The 15,216-nt window shown below is 71.0% G+C and carries 14 protein-coding genes; 10 read left to right on the forward strand and 4 right to left on the reverse strand.

The genetic code is table 11. The features are described from left to right. Positions 1-58 precede the first annotated feature (58 nt). From ADL01_RS25645 to ADL01_RS43990, 7 genes are all read left to right on the forward strand, one after another. Positions 59-1,297, forward strand: a complete 1,239-nt coding sequence (locus tag ADL01_RS25645) for a MurT ligase domain-containing protein (RefSeq protein ID WP_053744372.1) — start codon at positions 59-61, stop codon at positions 1,295-1,297. Positions 1,298-1,334: 37 nt separating this feature from the next. Next, positions 1,335-2,066, forward strand: coding sequence for a type 1 glutamine amidotransferase (locus ADL01_RS25650; RefSeq protein WP_053744373.1), 732 nt, complete (start codon positions 1,335-1,337; stop codon positions 2,064-2,066). A gap of 212 nt (positions 2,067-2,278) precedes the next feature. Continuing rightward, positions 2,279-3,304 carry a 6-phosphofructokinase gene (locus ADL01_RS25655; protein ID WP_053744374.1) on the forward strand — a complete coding sequence of 342 codons (1,026 nt, stop codon included), beginning with the start codon at positions 2,279-2,281 and terminating at the stop codon, positions 3,302-3,304. 155 nt (positions 3,305-3,459) lie between these two features. Then, positions 3,460-4,410 (forward strand): cytochrome c oxidase assembly protein, encoded by a 951-nt coding sequence (locus ADL01_RS25660; protein WP_053744375.1) that lies wholly within the window; start codon positions 3,460-3,462, stop codon positions 4,408-4,410. A gap of 180 nt (positions 4,411-4,590) precedes the next feature. Continuing rightward, the gene (locus ADL01_RS47305) at positions 4,591-5,940 is read left to right on the forward strand and encodes a PASTA domain-containing protein (protein WP_267889940.1); all 1,350 of its coding nucleotides are present in this window, start codon (positions 4,591-4,593) and stop codon (positions 5,938-5,940) included. 77 nt (positions 5,941-6,017) lie between these two features. Continuing rightward, positions 6,018-7,880 (forward strand): serine/threonine-protein kinase, encoded by a 1,863-nt coding sequence (locus ADL01_RS25670; RefSeq protein WP_053744377.1) that lies wholly within the window; start codon positions 6,018-6,020, stop codon positions 7,878-7,880. Positions 7,881-7,893: 13 nt separating this feature from the next. Further along, positions 7,894-8,064, forward strand: a complete 171-nt coding sequence (locus ADL01_RS43990) for a hypothetical protein (RefSeq protein WP_107090993.1) — start codon at positions 7,894-7,896, stop codon at positions 8,062-8,064. A gap of 44 nt (positions 8,065-8,108) precedes the next feature. Here the strand turns inward: ADL01_RS43990 and ADL01_RS25675 are convergent, their stop codons facing one another. Genes ADL01_RS25675 through ADL01_RS25690 form a run of 4 tightly spaced genes read right to left on the reverse strand, consistent with a single transcriptional unit; the run spans position 8,109 to position 12,276 of the window. Continuing rightward, on the reverse strand, positions 8,109-9,323 hold the full coding sequence (locus ADL01_RS25675; RefSeq protein ID WP_053744378.1) for a sensor histidine kinase: 1,215 nt from the start codon (positions 9,321-9,323) through the stop codon (positions 8,109-8,111). Beyond that, positions 9,320-11,101, reverse strand: a complete 1,782-nt coding sequence (locus ADL01_RS25680) for a cation acetate symporter (RefSeq protein WP_053744379.1) — start codon at positions 11,099-11,101, stop codon at positions 9,320-9,322. Before ADL01_RS25680 ends, ADL01_RS25675 begins: the two co-directional genes overlap by 4 nt. 24 nt (positions 11,102-11,125) lie before the next feature. Next, entirely contained in the window at positions 11,126-11,491 is a 366-nt protein-coding gene (locus ADL01_RS25685; RefSeq protein WP_053744380.1) for a hypothetical protein, read from the reverse strand. 17 nt (positions 11,492-11,508) lie between these two features. Beyond that, complete coding sequence (locus ADL01_RS25690; RefSeq protein WP_053744381.1) at positions 11,509-12,276, reverse strand: LytR/AlgR family response regulator transcription factor; 768 nt, start codon at positions 12,274-12,276, stop codon at positions 11,509-11,511. Between the two features lie 100 nt (positions 12,277-12,376). Here ADL01_RS25690 and ADL01_RS25695 point away from each other — a divergent pair, with 100 nt between their 5' ends. The 3 genes from ADL01_RS25695 to rocD all read left to right on the forward strand — a co-directional run bounded on the left by ADL01_RS25695 (position 12,377) and on the right by rocD (position 15,076). Then, entirely contained in the window at positions 12,377-12,892 is a 516-nt protein-coding gene (locus ADL01_RS25695) for an Lrp/AsnC family transcriptional regulator (protein WP_053744382.1), read from the forward strand. Between the two features lie 124 nt (positions 12,893-13,016). After that, positions 13,017-13,829: a dimethylargininase gene (ddaH, locus tag ADL01_RS25700; protein ID WP_053744383.1), complete on the forward strand. Its 813-nt coding sequence runs from the start codon at positions 13,017-13,019 to the stop codon at positions 13,827-13,829. Next, on the forward strand, positions 13,826-15,076 hold the full coding sequence (gene rocD / locus ADL01_RS25705; protein WP_053744384.1) for an ornithine--oxo-acid transaminase: 1,251 nt from the start codon (positions 13,826-13,828) through the stop codon (positions 15,074-15,076). The genes ddaH and rocD overlap by 4 nt, the downstream gene beginning before the upstream one ends. Positions 15,077-15,216 lie beyond the last annotated feature (140 nt).

The raw sequence follows: 15,216 nt of genomic DNA on the forward strand, positions 1-15,216 counted from the left end.
CCACACCACGTGGCCGGAGGCACAGGCGCGGCGCGTACGCAAGGAGGATCGAGATCTGATGGCAGGCAACTCGGACCCGCTCACTCCGCGGGCCAAGCTGGCGGTGACGGCCGGTAAGGCCGTCGCGGCGGCATCGCGTGCGGCGGGGCGCGGCAGCGGGTCGGTGATCGGCGGCAAGGTAGCCCTCAAACTCGACCCCGACCTCCTCGCCCGGCTCGCCCAGCACCTCGACGTGATCCTCGTCTCGGCGACGAACGGCAAGACCACGACCACGCGGCTCATCGCGGAGGCCCTGCGCGCGGCCGGACCGGTCGTGTCGAACGCGCTCGGCGCCAACATGCCCGCGGGCATCACCTCGGCGCTCGCGGGCGGCTCGGACGCCAAGTTCGGGGTCATCGAGGTCGACGAGAAGTACCTCGCCGGCGTCGCCCGGGACACGGCCCCCAAGTGCATCGCGCTGCTCAACCTCTCCCGCGACCAGCTCGACCGCGCCGCCGAGACCCGCATGCTCGCCGAGAACTGGCGTGAGGGGCTCGCCGGTTCGAAGGCCGTGATCGTCGCCAACGCCGACGACCCGCTGATCGTGTGGGCCGCCTCCTCCTCCCCCAACGTGATCTGGGTCGCAGCCGGACAGATGTGGAAGGACGACGCCTGGTCCTGCCCGTCCTGCGGTGGCGTGATGCAGCGCCCCGGCGACGACTGGTTCTGCGGCCAGTGCGGCTTCCGCCGTCCGACGCCGAGTTGGGCGCTGTCCGGCGACCACGTGCTCGACCCGCACGGCTCCGCCTGGCCGATCCACCTCCAGCTCCCGGGTCGCGCCAACAAGTCCAACGCGGCCGCCTCCGCCGCTGTCGCCGCCGTGTTCGGCGTACCGCCGCAGGTCGGTCTGGAGCGCATGTACCAGGTGCAGGCAGTGGCGGGACGGTACGACGTCGTGCAGTTCATGCAGCGCGATCTGCGGCTGCTGCTGGCCAAGAACCCGGCCGGCTGGCTGGAGACGTTCTCCCTGATCGACCCGCCGCCGACCCCGGTCATCCTCTCCGTGAACGCGCGGGGCGCCGACGGCACCGACACCTCGTGGCTGTGGGACGTCGACTACACGCAGCTCACCGGGCACCCGATCTTCGTCATCGGCGACCGCAAGCTGGACCTCGCGGTACGGCTCGAGGTGGCGAACCAGCACTTCCAGGTCTGCGACAGCGCCGACCAGGCCGTGCAGATGGCGCCGCCCGGCCGGATCGAGGTCATCGCGAACTACACCGCCTTCCAGGACCTGCGCCGCCGCGTCGGCAACTGACCACCGCCGGCAACCGACCACTAAGGACGATCACTTCATGGCCGACAACCAGCTGCGTCTGGTGTGGATCTACCCGGACCTGCTCAGCACCTACGGCGACCAGGGCAACGCACTCGTCCTGGAGCGCCGGGCCCGCCAGCGCGGCCTCGACGTGGCGCGGCTCGACGTGCGCAGCGACCAACCGATCCCCACCTCCGGCGACATCTATCTGATCGGCGGCGGTGAGGACCGGCCGCAGCGGCTCGCGGCGGAACGTTTGCGCCGGGACGGCGGTCTGCACCGGGCCGTCGGCAACGGCGCGATCGTGTTCTCCGTGTGTGCCGGGTACCAGATCCTGGGCCACGAGTTCATCAACGACCTCGGTCAGCGCGAGCCCGGCCTCGGGCTGCTCGACGTGGTCTCGGTGCGCGGCGAGGGCGAGCGGTGCGTGGGAGACGTACTCGGGGACATCGACGCGCGCCTCGGCCTGCCTCCGCTGACCGGCTTCGAGAACCACCAGGGCGTCACCCACCTCGGCCCCACCGCCCGCCCGTTCGCGAAGGTGCGGCTCGGCAAGGGCAACGGCACGGGGGACGGCACGGAGGGCGCGTACAACGACACGGTCTTCGGTACGTACATGCACGGGCCCGTGCTCGCCCGTAACCCGCTGATCGCGGACCTGCTCCTCAAGCTGGCCCTCGACGTCAACGCGCTGCCGCCGACCGACGACCGCTGGTACGAGGCGTTGCGGGGCGAGCGGATCACGGCGGCGCAGCAGCAGCCCGCCTGACCTGCGCGCACCCCAACTCCCGCGCCGACCTGTACACCTGCTGTCCGCGTCGGCGTCACCGGCCCGTCTGTCGGGGCATCCGCACAGGTGAGCGCGGCCGTCCAGTACGCGGACGCGTGCTACGGCCAGGGGCCCCGCCGCCGGTATGGTGGCGGGGATCGAGCCGGACAGCGTGGTCCGGTCCCGGCCCACGTGGAGAAGGATTTCGGGCGATGCGCATTGGTGTCCTGACGTCCGGCGGCGACTGCCCCGGCCTGAACGCCGTCATCCGTTCCGTCGTGCACCGCGCCGTCGTGGACCACGGTGACGAGGTGATCGGCTTCCGGGACGGCTGGAAGGGCCTCCTGGAGTGCGACTACCTGAAGCTCGACCTCGACGCGGTGAGCGGCATCCTCGCTCGCGGCGGCACCATCCTCGGCTCCTCCCGGGTCCGCCCCGAGCATCTGCGGGACGGCGTGGAGCGGGCCAGGGGCCATGTCGCCGAGCTCGGGCTCGACGCGATCATCCCGATCGGCGGCGAGGGCACCCTCAAGGCGGCCCGGCTGCTGTCCGACAACGGCCTGCCGATAGTCGGCGTACCGAAGACCATCGACAACGACATCGCGGTCACGGACGTCACCTTCGGCTTCGACACGGCCGTCGGGGTCGCCACGGAGGCCCTGGACCGGCTCAAGACGACCGCCGAGTCCCACCAGCGCGTCCTGATCGTCGAGGTCATGGGCCGCCACACCGGCTGGATCGCCCTGCACTCCGGTATGGCCGCGGGCGCCCACGCCATCGTCGTACCTGAACGCCCCTTCGACATCGAGGAGTTGGCCGCGCGCGTCGGCGAACGCTTCGAGGCGGGGAAGCGGTTCGCGATCGTCGTCGCCGCGGAGGGCGCGAAGCCGCGCGAGGGCTCGATGGAGTTCGACGAGGGCGGCAAGGACGTGTACGGCCATGAGCGGTTCGCCGGGATCGCCCGGCAGCTCTCCCTGGAGCTGGAGGAACGGCTCGGGAAGGAGGCGCGGCCGGTGATTCTCGGGCATGTGCAGCGGGGTGGGACGCCTACGGCCTATGACCGGGTGCTGGCTACCCGGTTCGGGTGGCATGCGGTGGAGGCGGTGCATCGGGGGGAGTTCGGGCGGATGACGGCCCTTCGGGGCACTGACATCGTGATGGTGTCTCTTGCCGAAGCCGTCGAGACGCTCAAGACCGTTCCCGAGGCTCGGTACGCCGAGGCGGAGTGCGTGCTTTAGCCGTTGACGGTTGTTCGTCGGGTGCGGGTTCGCTGTGGCTGGTCGCGCCCACGCGGCGGAGCCGCACATGTCAGAGCCCCGCGCCCCTAAAGGCGAAAAACCTTCCACCGCCCCCCGGTCCCAGTCGTGACCGGGGGCGGTTCTACTCTTGGGGGATGGAGCACAGCGGGCACGGTATGACCATGGATCTTCTGCCCTTCACCTTGGGGCGGGGGCTCGGGTGGTCCGCCGATCCGTTCTTTCTGGTCGCCTGTCTGGTGGGGCTCGGGCTCTACGCGTGGGGTGTTGTGCGGCTCGCGCGGCGTGGGGACTCGTGGTCCGTCGGGCGGACCGTGTCCTTCGTGCTCGGTGTGCTGACCGTCATGCTCGTCATGTGCACCAGGCTCAACGACTACGGCATGGTCATGTTCAGCGTGCACATGGTGCAGCACATGGTGATCAGCATGGTCTCGCCGATCCTCATCCTGCTCGGTGCGCCGATCACCCTCGCGCTGCGGGCCCTGCCGGTCGCGGCCCGGGGACGGAAGGGGCCGCGTGAGCTGCTGCTCGCGCTGCTGCACAGCCGGTACATGCGGATCATCACGCATGCGGCGTTCACCATCCCGCTGTTCATCGCCAGCCTCTACGCCCTGTACTTCACGCCGGTCTTCGACTTTCTGATGGAGTCGAAGACCGGGCACGTCGCGATGATGTGTCACTTCCTCGCCGTCGGGCTGATCTTCTTCTGGCCGATCATGGGCGTCGACCCCGGCCCGAACCGGCCCGGCTATCTGATGCGGATGCTGGAGTTGTTCGCGGGCATGCCGTTCCACGCGTTCTTCGGGATCGCGCTGATGATGGCGTCGGCGCCGATGGTCGAGTCGTACAAGAATCCGCCCGCCTCGCTCGGCATCGACGCGCTCTCCGACCAGAACGCGGCCGGCGGGATCGCCTGGGCGTTCAGCGAGATCCCGACCGTGCTCGTCCTGCTGACGCTGCTCTTCCAGTGGTACAGCTCCGAGCAGCGGCAGGCGAAGCGTCAGGACCGGGCCGCCGACCGTGACGGCGACAAGGAACTCGAGGCGTACAACGCCTATTTGGCCTCACTGAACGCACGCGGGCGCTGAATCAACTTTTATTCCCGTTGCCTGAAACACTTTCTTATTCAGTAGCATGTACGTGATGTATCCGCCGGGGGGAGCGGTATGACACTGCGTGCTTTCAAAAAACTAGGGCTTCACCACCTGTCCGTCGCACTGTTGTGCGTTCTTTTCGTCAGTAGTTGCGAAAGAGAGTCGCCGCCGACGGTGGTGAAGGCGGTGGCCTCGGGGGTGGCCTCCCTCGCGCCGTTCTTCGACGAGAGCAGCGGCCTGGGCCATGACGCGCACGTCCGTTCGCAGCCCGCGCACGGCAGCAGCCTGCAGCAGGGCAGTACGCCCGGGCTGTACGGGGGCACGAGGAAGCCGACGGTCTGTGACGTCGACCGGCTGAAGCAATTCCTCACCGACCCCCGCAACAACAGGAAGGCCCAGGAATGGGCACGTGTGGTCGATATTCCGCAGAGCGGGATTCCCGCCTATCTCGACCGCCTCACACCCGTTCTCCTGCGTCACGACACCCTCGTGAAGAACCACGACTACAAGAGGGAAAAAGCGGTCCCCTTCGACGCACTGCTCCAGGCGGGAATCGCGGTGCTCGTCGATGAGGCGGGAGTTCCCGCCGTGAAGTGTTCATGCGGAAATCCGCTGAAGTCGTTCAAGGGTGCGACCGACCGTATTTCCGTCCAGTTCGAGGACGGCAACAAGAAGTGGCGGGACTACGACGCCGACGAGGTCGTGCTCGTACGCCCCGCACCCAGCAAGGTCGACCGGTTCGCGCTCGTCGACGTGGACGAACCCGAGCGGGGCATCTACCGGCAGACCGGGACCAAGGGAGAGGCCGACACGGTCTTCGACACCCGCGAGCGGCATCAGGTTCCGCGCTTCTCCGGAACGACCTTCGGCGCCGCGAGCAGCCTACTGACGAACCTGGGCCTGGCGACGGCGTACGACAGCGCCGGGCTGCCCCCGCCGGACGCCACCGTCACCGGGTCGCACCCGGGTCCGGGAACCGCGCTCCCCTTCGGCTCGTACGTCACCCTGAACGTCCACATCGAGTCCGGGTCGGCGGACGACGGCAGCGGAGGAGCAAGGGGAAGCGGCGGCGCCACTCCCTCCTGGCCGGGGTCGGGTACGGGTTCGGGTTCGGCGCCTGGTTCGGGGGCGAGCTCGGCTCCAGGGTCCGACAGCCCGTCACCCGGCGGGACCGGTGCCTCGGCGTCTCCCTCCGCCTCTCCCTCCGTATCTCCCTCGTCCCCGCCTCCGTCCAGCGACGAGCCCAGTCCCCCGGCATCCGAGCCCCCGCCGTCCGAGCCGCCGACATCCGATCCCACCCCCTCCGGCCCCGGCACCAGCACCCCCGACACCGACCCCCCGAGCGAGGCACCCTCCTCCGAACCTCCTCCACCACCGCCTCCCGCTCCGCCTCCCTCACCCCCACCGCCGTCGAGCGACGAGCCCAGCGCACCGCCGGACCCGACCAGCGCGTCCCCCGACCCAGGCAGTCCGCCTCCGTCGACCACCACGACTTCGGCCTCCTCGGAATCGCCGGGTGCGTAATCGCGCCCTTCGACCAGCCCCCACCGGCGGGCAGCCAACGAACCGCCCATCCAGCGGGTAGACGCGGGAGTCACCGGATGCCATCAGGACCACCCCCAGGACCACCCACCTCGGGAGTCGGCCGGGTCATCGCCGGCCGTTACCTTCTGCTCAACCAGCTCGGCAGCGGCGGCATGGGCCACGTCTGGCTCGCCCACGACCAGAGACTCGCCTGCGAGGTCGCCCTCAAGGAGATCGTGTTCCGCGACCCGGCCGAGGCCTCCGACGAGCGCACCGCCCGGGTCGCCCGGGCCCGCGCCGAGGCACGGCACGCGGCCGTGCTGCGCGGCAACCCGAACGTGGTGACCGTGCACGACGTACTCGAACACGAGGGCCTGCCCTGGATCGTCATGGAGTACGTGGCGGGCGCCCTCGACCTGCGCGACCTGATCGGCATGCGCGGCCCCCTCGCGCCGGCCGAGGCCGCCCGGATCGGCCTCGCCGTCCTGGACGCGCTGACCGCCGGACACGAGCAGGGCATCATGCACCGGGATGTGAAGCCCGCGAACATCCTGCTGGCGCCGGACCGCAGCGGGACGCCGTACGCCCGGATCCTGCTCACCGACTACGGCATCTCGGTGCAACCGGAGACGGGCGAGCCCCGGTACACGATGACGTCCACCCTGGTCGGCACGGCGGGGTATCTGGCGCCCGAGCGGGCCACCGGCGGGCCGCCGACCGCCGCCGCCGACCTGTTCTCGCTGGGCTGCACGCTGTACTACGCCGTCGAGGGCGTCGGGCCGTTCGAACGGGACACCGATCTCGCGGAGATCACCGCCGTGGTCATGGAGGAACCCCGCAAGCCGGAGCGGGCGGGCGCCCTGGGACCGGTGCTGGAGGCGATGCTCGCCAAGGATCCGGCGCTGCGGATCACGGCGGACCTGGCGGAAGCGGCCCTGGACCGGATCGTCACCCCCGAGGCCCACGCGTACGAGCGCTCCCGGACGGACCCGGGGTCGCTTCCGCCGTGGGGTGCGCCGGAGCAGTTGTACGGGCCTGTGCAGGCGCCCTCCCCTCCGGGCGGGCCCGACCCCACGCCCGCGCAGGGCTTCAGTCCGCCCGTCCCGCCGCCTCCCCGTCGCCACCGCCTGCTCCCGGCGGCGTTGGGTGCCCTGATCGGAGTCGTGCTGGCCGGTGTCGGGGTCTGGTTCATGCTGGGCGACCCGCCCGGCGGCGGCGAGCAGAGCGTCGGGAAGCCGTACGGCGGCCCCGTCGGGCTCGCCGCGCCGTTGGCGGTGGGCGACTGTGTGATCGCCGACTGGCCCGGCGGTGCGCGCTTCAAGGGGGCGCCGCGGCTGACCGTGGACCCGACCTGCCGGGACACGTCGCCGGACGGGCAGGTGCTGGCGGTCGTGGCCGACGGGTCCGTCGCCGAGGCGCGGGAGCAGGGGCCGGCCCAGTGCGAGGAGCGGACCCGGGATCTGCGGGAGAAGCTCGCGGACGTACGCGGGTACGCCGTCGTGCCGGCCGAGGGCGGGTTCGAGGCGACCGGAAGGCGTACGGCCTGTCTGCTGCTCGGCGCGCACGGCCCGGTGTACGGGCCGCTCGGGCCGTTCCGTGAGCCGGGGCAGGCGTTCAGCGACACGGCCTCCATGCAGAAACGGGACTGTCTGCGGTCGCCGTCGGGCCGGGAGGCACGGCTGGTCGCCTGTACCGAGCCGCACGACGAGGAGGTCCTCGGGTTCACGCGGCTGGACGCCGGTGTCCCCTTCGAGAAGGCGCGGGACATGTCGGACACGGCCTGCGCGAAGGACGTGCCGCCGACCGACTACGGCTTCGATCCGTCGGTCTACCGGGCCGGGTCCTGGACGAGCCGTGGAGCGTGGGACTCCGGAACGCGTTTTGTCGTCTGCACTGTTCGAAAGCAGAACGGGGGCACCATGGAGGGAGAAGAGCCATGAGGAGGGTGTTGCGATGCCCGGTTCCACGAACGGTTCCACGAAGACCATGGGGGTGCTCACCGTAGGCGGGCTCGTCGTGGTGACGGCCTACACGGTGGCGCTCGGCAGCAACGGCTGGCTGTGGTTCGGCTGGGTGGTGCTGGGCCTGATCACGCTCGGGATGGTGGTCACCCGGCCCACCTGAGCTCCGTACACCCGAACGGGCTAATAGGTTCACGGCGGGTCGGGTCAGTTCTCGAAGAGGCGGCCCGCCGAGTGCACGCCCGGCTGGTACTTCGGCAGCCGGGCGGTGATCTTCATGCCGGCTCCGAGCGCTGTCTCGATGACGAGGCCGTGGTCGTCGCCGTAGACCTGCCGGAGCCGGTCGTCCACGTTCGAGAGGCCGATGCCGCCGGACGGGCTGACCTCGCCCGCGAGGATACGGCGGAGCAGTACCGGGTCCATGCCGACGCCGTCGTCCTCGATGACGACCAGCGCCTCGGCGCCCGCGTCCTGCGCGGTGATACTGATGTGGCTCCCGCCTGCGGACGCCCCCTTGCCCTCCAGACCGTGTTTGACGGCGTTTTCCACCAGGGGCTGGAGGCAGAGGAAAGGCAACGCGACCGGGAGCACTTCGGGGGCGATCTGGAGGGTGACGGAGAGACGGTCGCCGAAGCGGGCCCGGACGAGCGCCAAGTAGTGGTCGATGGCGTGGAGTTCCTCGGCGAGGGTGGTGAAGTCGCCGTGCCTGCGGAACGAGTAGCGGGTGAAGTCGGCGAATTCCAGGAGCAGTTCGCGGGCGCGCTCGGGGTCGGTGCGCACGAACGAGGCGATCACCGCGAGCGAGTTGAAGATGAAATGCGGGGATATCTGGGCGCGAAGTGCCTTGATCTCGGCCTCGATCAGGCGGGTGCGGGACTGGTCCAGGTCCGCCAACTCCAGTTGGACGGAGACCCACCGCGCGACCTCTCCGGCCGCGCGGACGAGGACCGCCGACTCGCGGGGCGCGCACGCGACGAGGGCGCCGTGGACCCGGTCGTCGACGGTGAGGGGGGCCACGACGGCCCAGCGCAGGGGGCAGTCCGGGGCGTCGCAGGTGAGCCGGAAGGCTTCGCCGCGGCCGGTTTCGAGGGGTCCGGCGAGGCATTCCATGATCTCGGCGCGGTGGTGTTCACCGACACCGTCCCAGACGAGGACCGACTTCTGGTCGGTGAGGCAGAGGGCGTCCGTGCCGAGCAGGGTGCGCAGCCGCCGGGCCGAGCGGCCGGCGGTCTCCTCGGTGAGGCCGGCGCGCAGTGGCGGTGCGGCGAGGGAGGCGGTGTGCAGGGTCTCGAAGGTGGCGTGCTCGACGGGGGTGCCGAGGCCGCCGAGGCGTTCGGGGCGGGCGGCGCGCCGGCCCAGCCAGAACCCGGCGGCCAGCAGCGGGAGGACGGCCACGCAGAGTCCGGCGAGGAATCCGCTCATGTCCGGGTCACCTCCGTGCGTGCCGGTCCCCCGAGACCGTGGCCGCCGTGGCCGCCGTGGCCGCTGTGGCCGCCGTGCGCCCCGGACAGCTCCTCCGGCAGGTGGAAGCGGGACAGGATGGCCGCCGTGCCGGCCGGGACGCGGCCCGGGGTGGCCAGGGACACCAGGATCATGGTGAGGAATCCCAGGGGTACGGACCAGAGGGCGGGCCAGGCGAGCAGGGCGTGCAGGGCGCCCGTGCCCGGGAAGCTCGCCATGGTGGCGGCCACGGCGAGGAGCGCGGAGCCCCCGCCGACCAGCATCCCGGCGGCGGCGCCCGGCGGGGTCAGCCGGCGCCACCAGATGCCGAGGACGAGCAGCGGGCAGAAGGAGGACGCGGAGACGGCGAAGGCGAGCCCGACGGCGTCGGCTACGGGGAGCCCGCCGACGATGGCGCTGGCGGCGAGGGGTACGGCCATGGCGATGACCGTACCGAGGCGGAAGTGCCGTACTCCGCGTGAGGGCAGGACGTCCTGGGTGAGGACTCCGGCGACGGCCATGGTGAGGCCCGACGCGGTGGACAGGAACGCGGCGAAGGCGCCGCCGGCCACCAGTGCGCCCAGCAGGTCGCCGCCGAGGCCGCCGATCATGCGGTCGGGCAGCAGGAGGACGGCGGCGTCGGCGTCGGAGGTGAGGGCCAGTTCGGGGGCGTAGAGGCGGCCCAGGGCGCCGTAGACGGGCGGGAGGAGGTAGAAGGCGCCGATGAGGCCGAGGACGGCGACGGTGGTGCGACGGGCGGCGACGCCGTGCGGGCTGGTGTAGAAGCGGACCACGACGTGCGGCAGGCCCATGGTGCCGAGGAACGTGGCGAGGATCAGGCCGTACGTGGCGTACAGCGGGCGTTCCTCGCGGCCTTCGGCGAGGGAGGTCGACATGCCGCCGTTGGTGCCGCGGTCGGCCTGGGGGACGGCGGCGCCCTTGGCGAAGGTGAGGCGGGTGCCGCGGTCGATGTGGTGGGTGCCGGTGGGGAGGTGGAGGACCTGGTCCGTGTGGGGGCGGCCGTCGACCGTGCCGGTCACGGTGACGGTGAGGGGGGCCCTCAGTTTCAGGTCGAGGCCGTCCGCGACGCGCACGACGCGCTGTTCGCGGAAGGTGGCGGGTTCGTCGAAGGCGTGGCGCGGGGCGCCGTCGCCCTGCCAGGCGAGGGCGAGGAAGAGGGCCGGGACGAGCATCGCGGTGAGCTTCAGCCAGTACTGGAAGGCCTGCACGAAGGTGATGCTGCGCATGCCGCCGGCGGCGACGGTGGCGACCACGACGACGGCGACGATGACCCCGCCGGCCCAGTCGGGCGCGTCGGTCAGGACCGCCAACGTCAGCCCCGCGCCCTGGAGCTGGGGCAGCAGGTAGAGCCAGCCGACCCCGACGACGAAGGCTCCGGCGAGCCGCCGTACGGCCTGGGAAGCGAGGCGGGCCTCGGCGAAGTCGGGGAGCGTGTAGGCGCCGGAGCGGCGCAGCGGGGCGGCGACGAAGAGGAGCAGCAGGAGGTAGCCGGCGGTGTAGCCGACGGGGTACCAGAGCATGTCGGGGCCCTGGACGAGGACGAGGCCGGCGATGCCGAGGAAGGAGGCGGCGGAGAGGTACTCGCCGCTGATCGCGGTGGCGTTGAGGCGGGGGCCGACGGTGCGGGAGGCGACGTAGAAGTCGGAGGTGGTGCGGGAGATGCGCAGGCCGAACGCGCCGACGAAGACCGTCGCCACGACGACGAGGGCGACGGCCGGGACGGCGTAGTTCTCGTTCACAGGGGCCTGTTCCCGTTCATGGCGTCAGCGGTCCTGGTCCTCGACCAGCCGGACGAAGTCCCGTTCGTTGCGTTCGGCGCGCCGCACGTACCAGCGGGCGAGCAGCACCAGGGGCGCGTAGAGGCCGAAGCCGAGGATCAGCCACTTCAGGTGGTGGGCGTCGGGCAGCGCGGCGAAGAGCAGCGGCAGCGGCGCGACGAGGAGTGCGAGGACCGCGAACACGGCCAGGGCGGCGCGGAGTTGGGAGCGCATGAGGGAGCGGACGTAGGTGTGGCCGAGGGTGGTCTGCTCGTCGATCTCGGTGCGCGGCCGGTAGTAGCCAAAGGTGCGGCGGGCGCGCCGGGGCGGCCCGGTGACGACGACGCGGCGTTCGGCGGGATCCTGGGGCATGGATGCGGTTCCGTCCCTCAGCTCGCGGGCCGGCGCATCAGCAGGTCCCGTAGCTCACGGGCGTGGCGCCGGCTGACCTGGAGTTCCTCGGCGCCGACCAGGACGCTCACGGCGCCGGCGTCGAGGCGGAGTTCACCGATGTGGCGCAGGGCGACGAGGTGGCGGCGGTGGATGCGGACGAAACCGCGGGCGCGCCAGCGCTCCTCCAGGGTGGAGAGCGGGATGCGTACGAGGTGGCTGCCCCGGTCGGTGTGCAGACGGGCGTAGTCGCCCTGGGCCTCGACGTGGGTGATGTCGTCGACGGCGACGAAGCGGGTCACTCCGCCGAGCTCGACGGGTATGTGGTCGGGGTCGGGTTCGTGCACGGGTATGGGCGCGGGCAGGGTCGGGGTGTTGTCGCGCAGTTCGGCGGCTCGGCGGACGGCTTCGGCGAGGCGTTCCTTGCGTACGGGTTTCAGTACGTAGTCGACGGCCTTGAGGTCGAACGCCTGGACGGCGAAGTCCTCGTGGGCGGTGACGAACACGACGAGCGGCGGCTTGGCGAACCCGGTGAGGAGACGGGCGAGGTCGAGGCCGTCGAGACCGGGCATGTGGATGTCGAGGAACACCACGTCGATGGCCTCGGGTCCGCCGGGCCCCGACTGGAGGGCGCGGTTGATGCGGCGCAGCGCCTCGGTCGCGTCACCGGCTCCCTCGGCGGTGCCGATCCGTGGGTCGGCGTGCAGCAGATAGAGCAGTTCCTCGAGGGAGGGGCGTTCGTCGTCGACGGCGAGGGCGCGCAGCATGAAGGTGGAGTGTAGGTGGAATTCGTACGTGTGCACATGTGCCGGGTGGGTAAGCCGCCGATGGGGCGCGGTGCCCGCCGTCGCTGGATACAGTGCCCGGATGAACAGCAGGCCGGCGCCTTTCGACGAAGTGGACCGGAAGATCATCACCACCCTGATGGCGAACGCCCGTACGAGCTTCGCCGAGATCGGCGCGGCGGTCGGGTTGTCGGCCACCGCGGTGAAGCGGCGGGTGGACCGGCTGCGTGAGACGGGCGTGATCACCGGGTTCACGGCGACGGTGGAGCCGTCGGCGCTCGGCTGGAGCACGGAGGCGTACGTCGAGGTGTACTGCGAGGGCGCGGCGCCGCCCCGGCGGCTGGCGGAGGTGGTGCGCAACCATCCGGAGATCACGGCGGCGATGACGGTGACGGGCGGCGCGGACGCGCTGCTGCATGTGCGGGCGACGGATGTGGAGCACTTCGAGAACGTGCTGGAGCGCATCAGGACCGAGCCGTTCATCCGGAAGACGATCAGCTACATGGTGCTGTCCCACCTCCTCACGGAAAGCCCGGAGGCGGGGGCTACCCATCCTGCCCCGAACAACACATCGAAAGGCGCATCAGACCTGCGTTGATGCCGTCAAAGACGCAGGATTCCTGCGCCGACACGCAATCGTTGTCACTTGTCGAGCGTCGGGCTCAGTTCCTACCGTGGTGTACATCCCACTGGAGCTTTGCAGGAAGCGGAGGAACCCCTCTGTGCCCGACAGCCGTGTGCCGCTCCCCCGGCGCTTTCTTGTCTGTGAACCCAGACATTTCGCCGTGCAGTACGCGATCAATCCCTGGATGAACCCCGACATCAGGGTCGACGTCGATCTGGCCCAGGAACAGTGGCGCTCGCTGATCAGCGCCTACCGCGCCCACGGCCACACCGTGGACACCGTGGAGCCGGTCGCCGGCCTGCCCGACATGGTGTTCGCCGCGAACTCGGCGGTCGTCGTCGACGGCCGTGTCTTCGGCTCCTCCTTCCACGCCCCCGAACGCCGCCCCGAGTCGACCGCGTACGAGACGTGGTTCAAGTCGGCGGGCTACGACGTGTACCGCCCGGAGTCGGTGTGCGAGGGCGAGGGAGACCTGGTCCCGGCCGGCCGCTGGATCCTGGCGGGCACGGGCTTCCGTACGACCCGTGAGGCCCATCACGAGGTGCAGGAGTACTTCGGCGTCCCGGTGATCAGCCTCAAGCTGACGGACCCGTACTTCTACCACCTGGACACGGCGCTGTTCGTCCTGGACGAGACCAACATCGCGTACTACCCGGACGCGTTCTCGCCGGGCAGCCGCGAGGTGCTGGCGCGGCTGTACCCGGACGCGGTCGTCGCGACCCGCGAGGACGCGCTCACGTTCGGGCTGAACTCGGTCTCGGACGGCCACCACGTCTTCATCGACCCGGGCGCCACGGCCCTCGCCGCCGAACTGACGCGCCACGGCTACCTCCCCGTTCCCGTCGACCTGTCGGAGTTCCGCAAGGCCGGCGGCGGCATCAAGTGCTGCACTCAGGAGATCCGCTCATGACCGCACCGACGAGCACGAACACGGGCGCAGCCACCGCCACCCGCACCTCCGCGGACCTCATCCGCGCCGAGGAACCGGTCCTCGCGCACAACTACCACCCGCTGCCCGTGGTCGTGGCCCGCGCCGAGGGCGCCTGCGTCGAGGACGTCGAGGGCCGCCGCTATCTGGACATGCTGGCCGGCTACTCGGCCCTGAACTTCGGCCACCGCCACCCGGCGCTGATCGAGGCGGCGCACCGCCAGCTGGACCGCCTCACCCTCACGTCCCGCGCCTTTCACAACGACCGGCTGGCCCAGTTCGCCACCTCCCTGGCCGAGTTGACGGGCCTGGACATGGTCCTGCCGATGAACACCGGCGCCGAGGCGGTCGAGAGCGCCGTCAAGGTGGCCCGCAAATGGGCGTACGACGTGAAGGGCGTCCCCGCCGACCGGGCGACGATCGTGGTCGCGGCGGACAACTTCCACGGCCGTACGACGACGATCGTCAGCTTCTCCACGGACGAGACGGCCAGGGCGGGATTCGGCCCGTTCACCCCGGGCTTCCGGATCGTGCCCTACAACGACCTGGCGGCCCTGGAGGAGACGATCGACGAGACGACGGCCGCGGTCCTCCTGGAGCCCATCCAGGGCGAGGCGGGCGTCCTGATCCCCGACGACGGCTATCTGACCGGCGTACGCGAACTGACCCGCCGCACGGGCTGCCTGTTCATCGCCGACGAGATCCAGTCGGGCCTGGGCCGCACCGGGCGCACGCTGGCGGTGGACCACGAGAACGTCGTGCCGGACATGCTGCTGCTCGGCAAGGCCCTGGGCGGCGGCATCGTGCCCGTGTCGGCGGTGGTCGCGCGCCGGGACGTCCTCGGGGTGCTGCGGCCGGGCGAACACGGCTCGACGTTCGGCGGCAACCCCCTGGCCGCGGCGGTCGGCCAGGCCGTGGTCGAGCTGCTGGAGACCGGCGAGTTCCAGCGCAGGGCGGCCGAATTGGGGGTCGTCCTGCGTGACGGTCTGACCGGGCTGGTCGGCAAGGGCGTCGTCGGCTTCCGGTCGCGGGGACTGTGGGCGGGGGTCGACGTCGACCCGGCCATCGGGACCGGACGGGAGATCAGTGAGCGGCTGATGCGGGAGGGCATCCTGGTCAAGGACACCCACGGGTCGACAATCCGGCTGGCGCCGCCGCTGACGGTCACCGGGGAGGAACTGACGACGGCTCTGGGCGCGCTGGAGCGGGTGCTGACGCGGGGGGCCTGACGGCGGACGGCACGGCGGATGCTCCGACCGCCGTGCCGTCGCGGCTCAACGAGGTCTTTCCGGACGCACCCGAGCTGATCACCCCGTTACAGGTAACCGCCTCGACACATACACTGACGTCCTGACGCGCACCCCGTTGA

Source organism: Streptomyces sp. NRRL WC-3618 (assembly GCF_001280005.1).
GTDB lineage: Bacteria > Actinomycetota > Actinomycetes > Streptomycetales > Streptomycetaceae > Streptomyces.

Excerpts from the sequence above, each read along its gene's own strand:
- ADL01_RS25650 (WP_053744373.1), top strand. The coding sequence starts at position 1,335 with ATGGCCGACAACCAGCTGCGTCTGGTGTGGATCTACCCGGACCTGCTC.
- ADL01_RS25660 (WP_053744375.1), top strand. The coding sequence starts at position 3,460 with ATGGAGCACAGCGGGCACGGTATGACCATGGATCTTCTGCCCTTCACC.
- ADL01_RS25695 (WP_053744382.1), top strand. The coding sequence starts at position 12,377 with ATGAACAGCAGGCCGGCGCCTTTCGACGAAGTGGACCGGAAGATCATC.
- ADL01_RS25670 (WP_053744377.1), top strand. The coding sequence starts at position 6,018 with ATGCCATCAGGACCACCCCCAGGACCACCCACCTCGGGAGTCGGCCGG.
- rocD (WP_053744384.1), top strand. The coding sequence starts at position 13,826 with ATGACCGCACCGACGAGCACGAACACGGGCGCAGCCACCGCCACCCGC.
- ADL01_RS25685 (WP_053744380.1), bottom strand. The coding sequence starts at position 11,491 with ATGCCCCAGGATCCCGCCGAACGCCGCGTCGTCGTCACCGGGCCGCCC.
- ADL01_RS25655 (WP_053744374.1), top strand. The coding sequence starts at position 2,279 with ATGCGCATTGGTGTCCTGACGTCCGGCGGCGACTGCCCCGGCCTGAAC.
- ADL01_RS25675 (WP_053744378.1), bottom strand. The coding sequence starts at position 9,323 with ATGAGCGGATTCCTCGCCGGACTCTGCGTGGCCGTCCTCCCGCTGCTG.
- ADL01_RS25690 (WP_053744381.1), bottom strand. The coding sequence starts at position 12,276 with ATGCTGCGCGCCCTCGCCGTCGACGACGAACGCCCCTCCCTCGAGGAA.
- ADL01_RS43990 (WP_107090993.1), top strand. The coding sequence starts at position 7,894 with ATGCCCGGTTCCACGAACGGTTCCACGAAGACCATGGGGGTGCTCACC.
- ADL01_RS25645 (WP_053744372.1), top strand. The coding sequence starts at position 59 with ATGGCAGGCAACTCGGACCCGCTCACTCCGCGGGCCAAGCTGGCGGTG.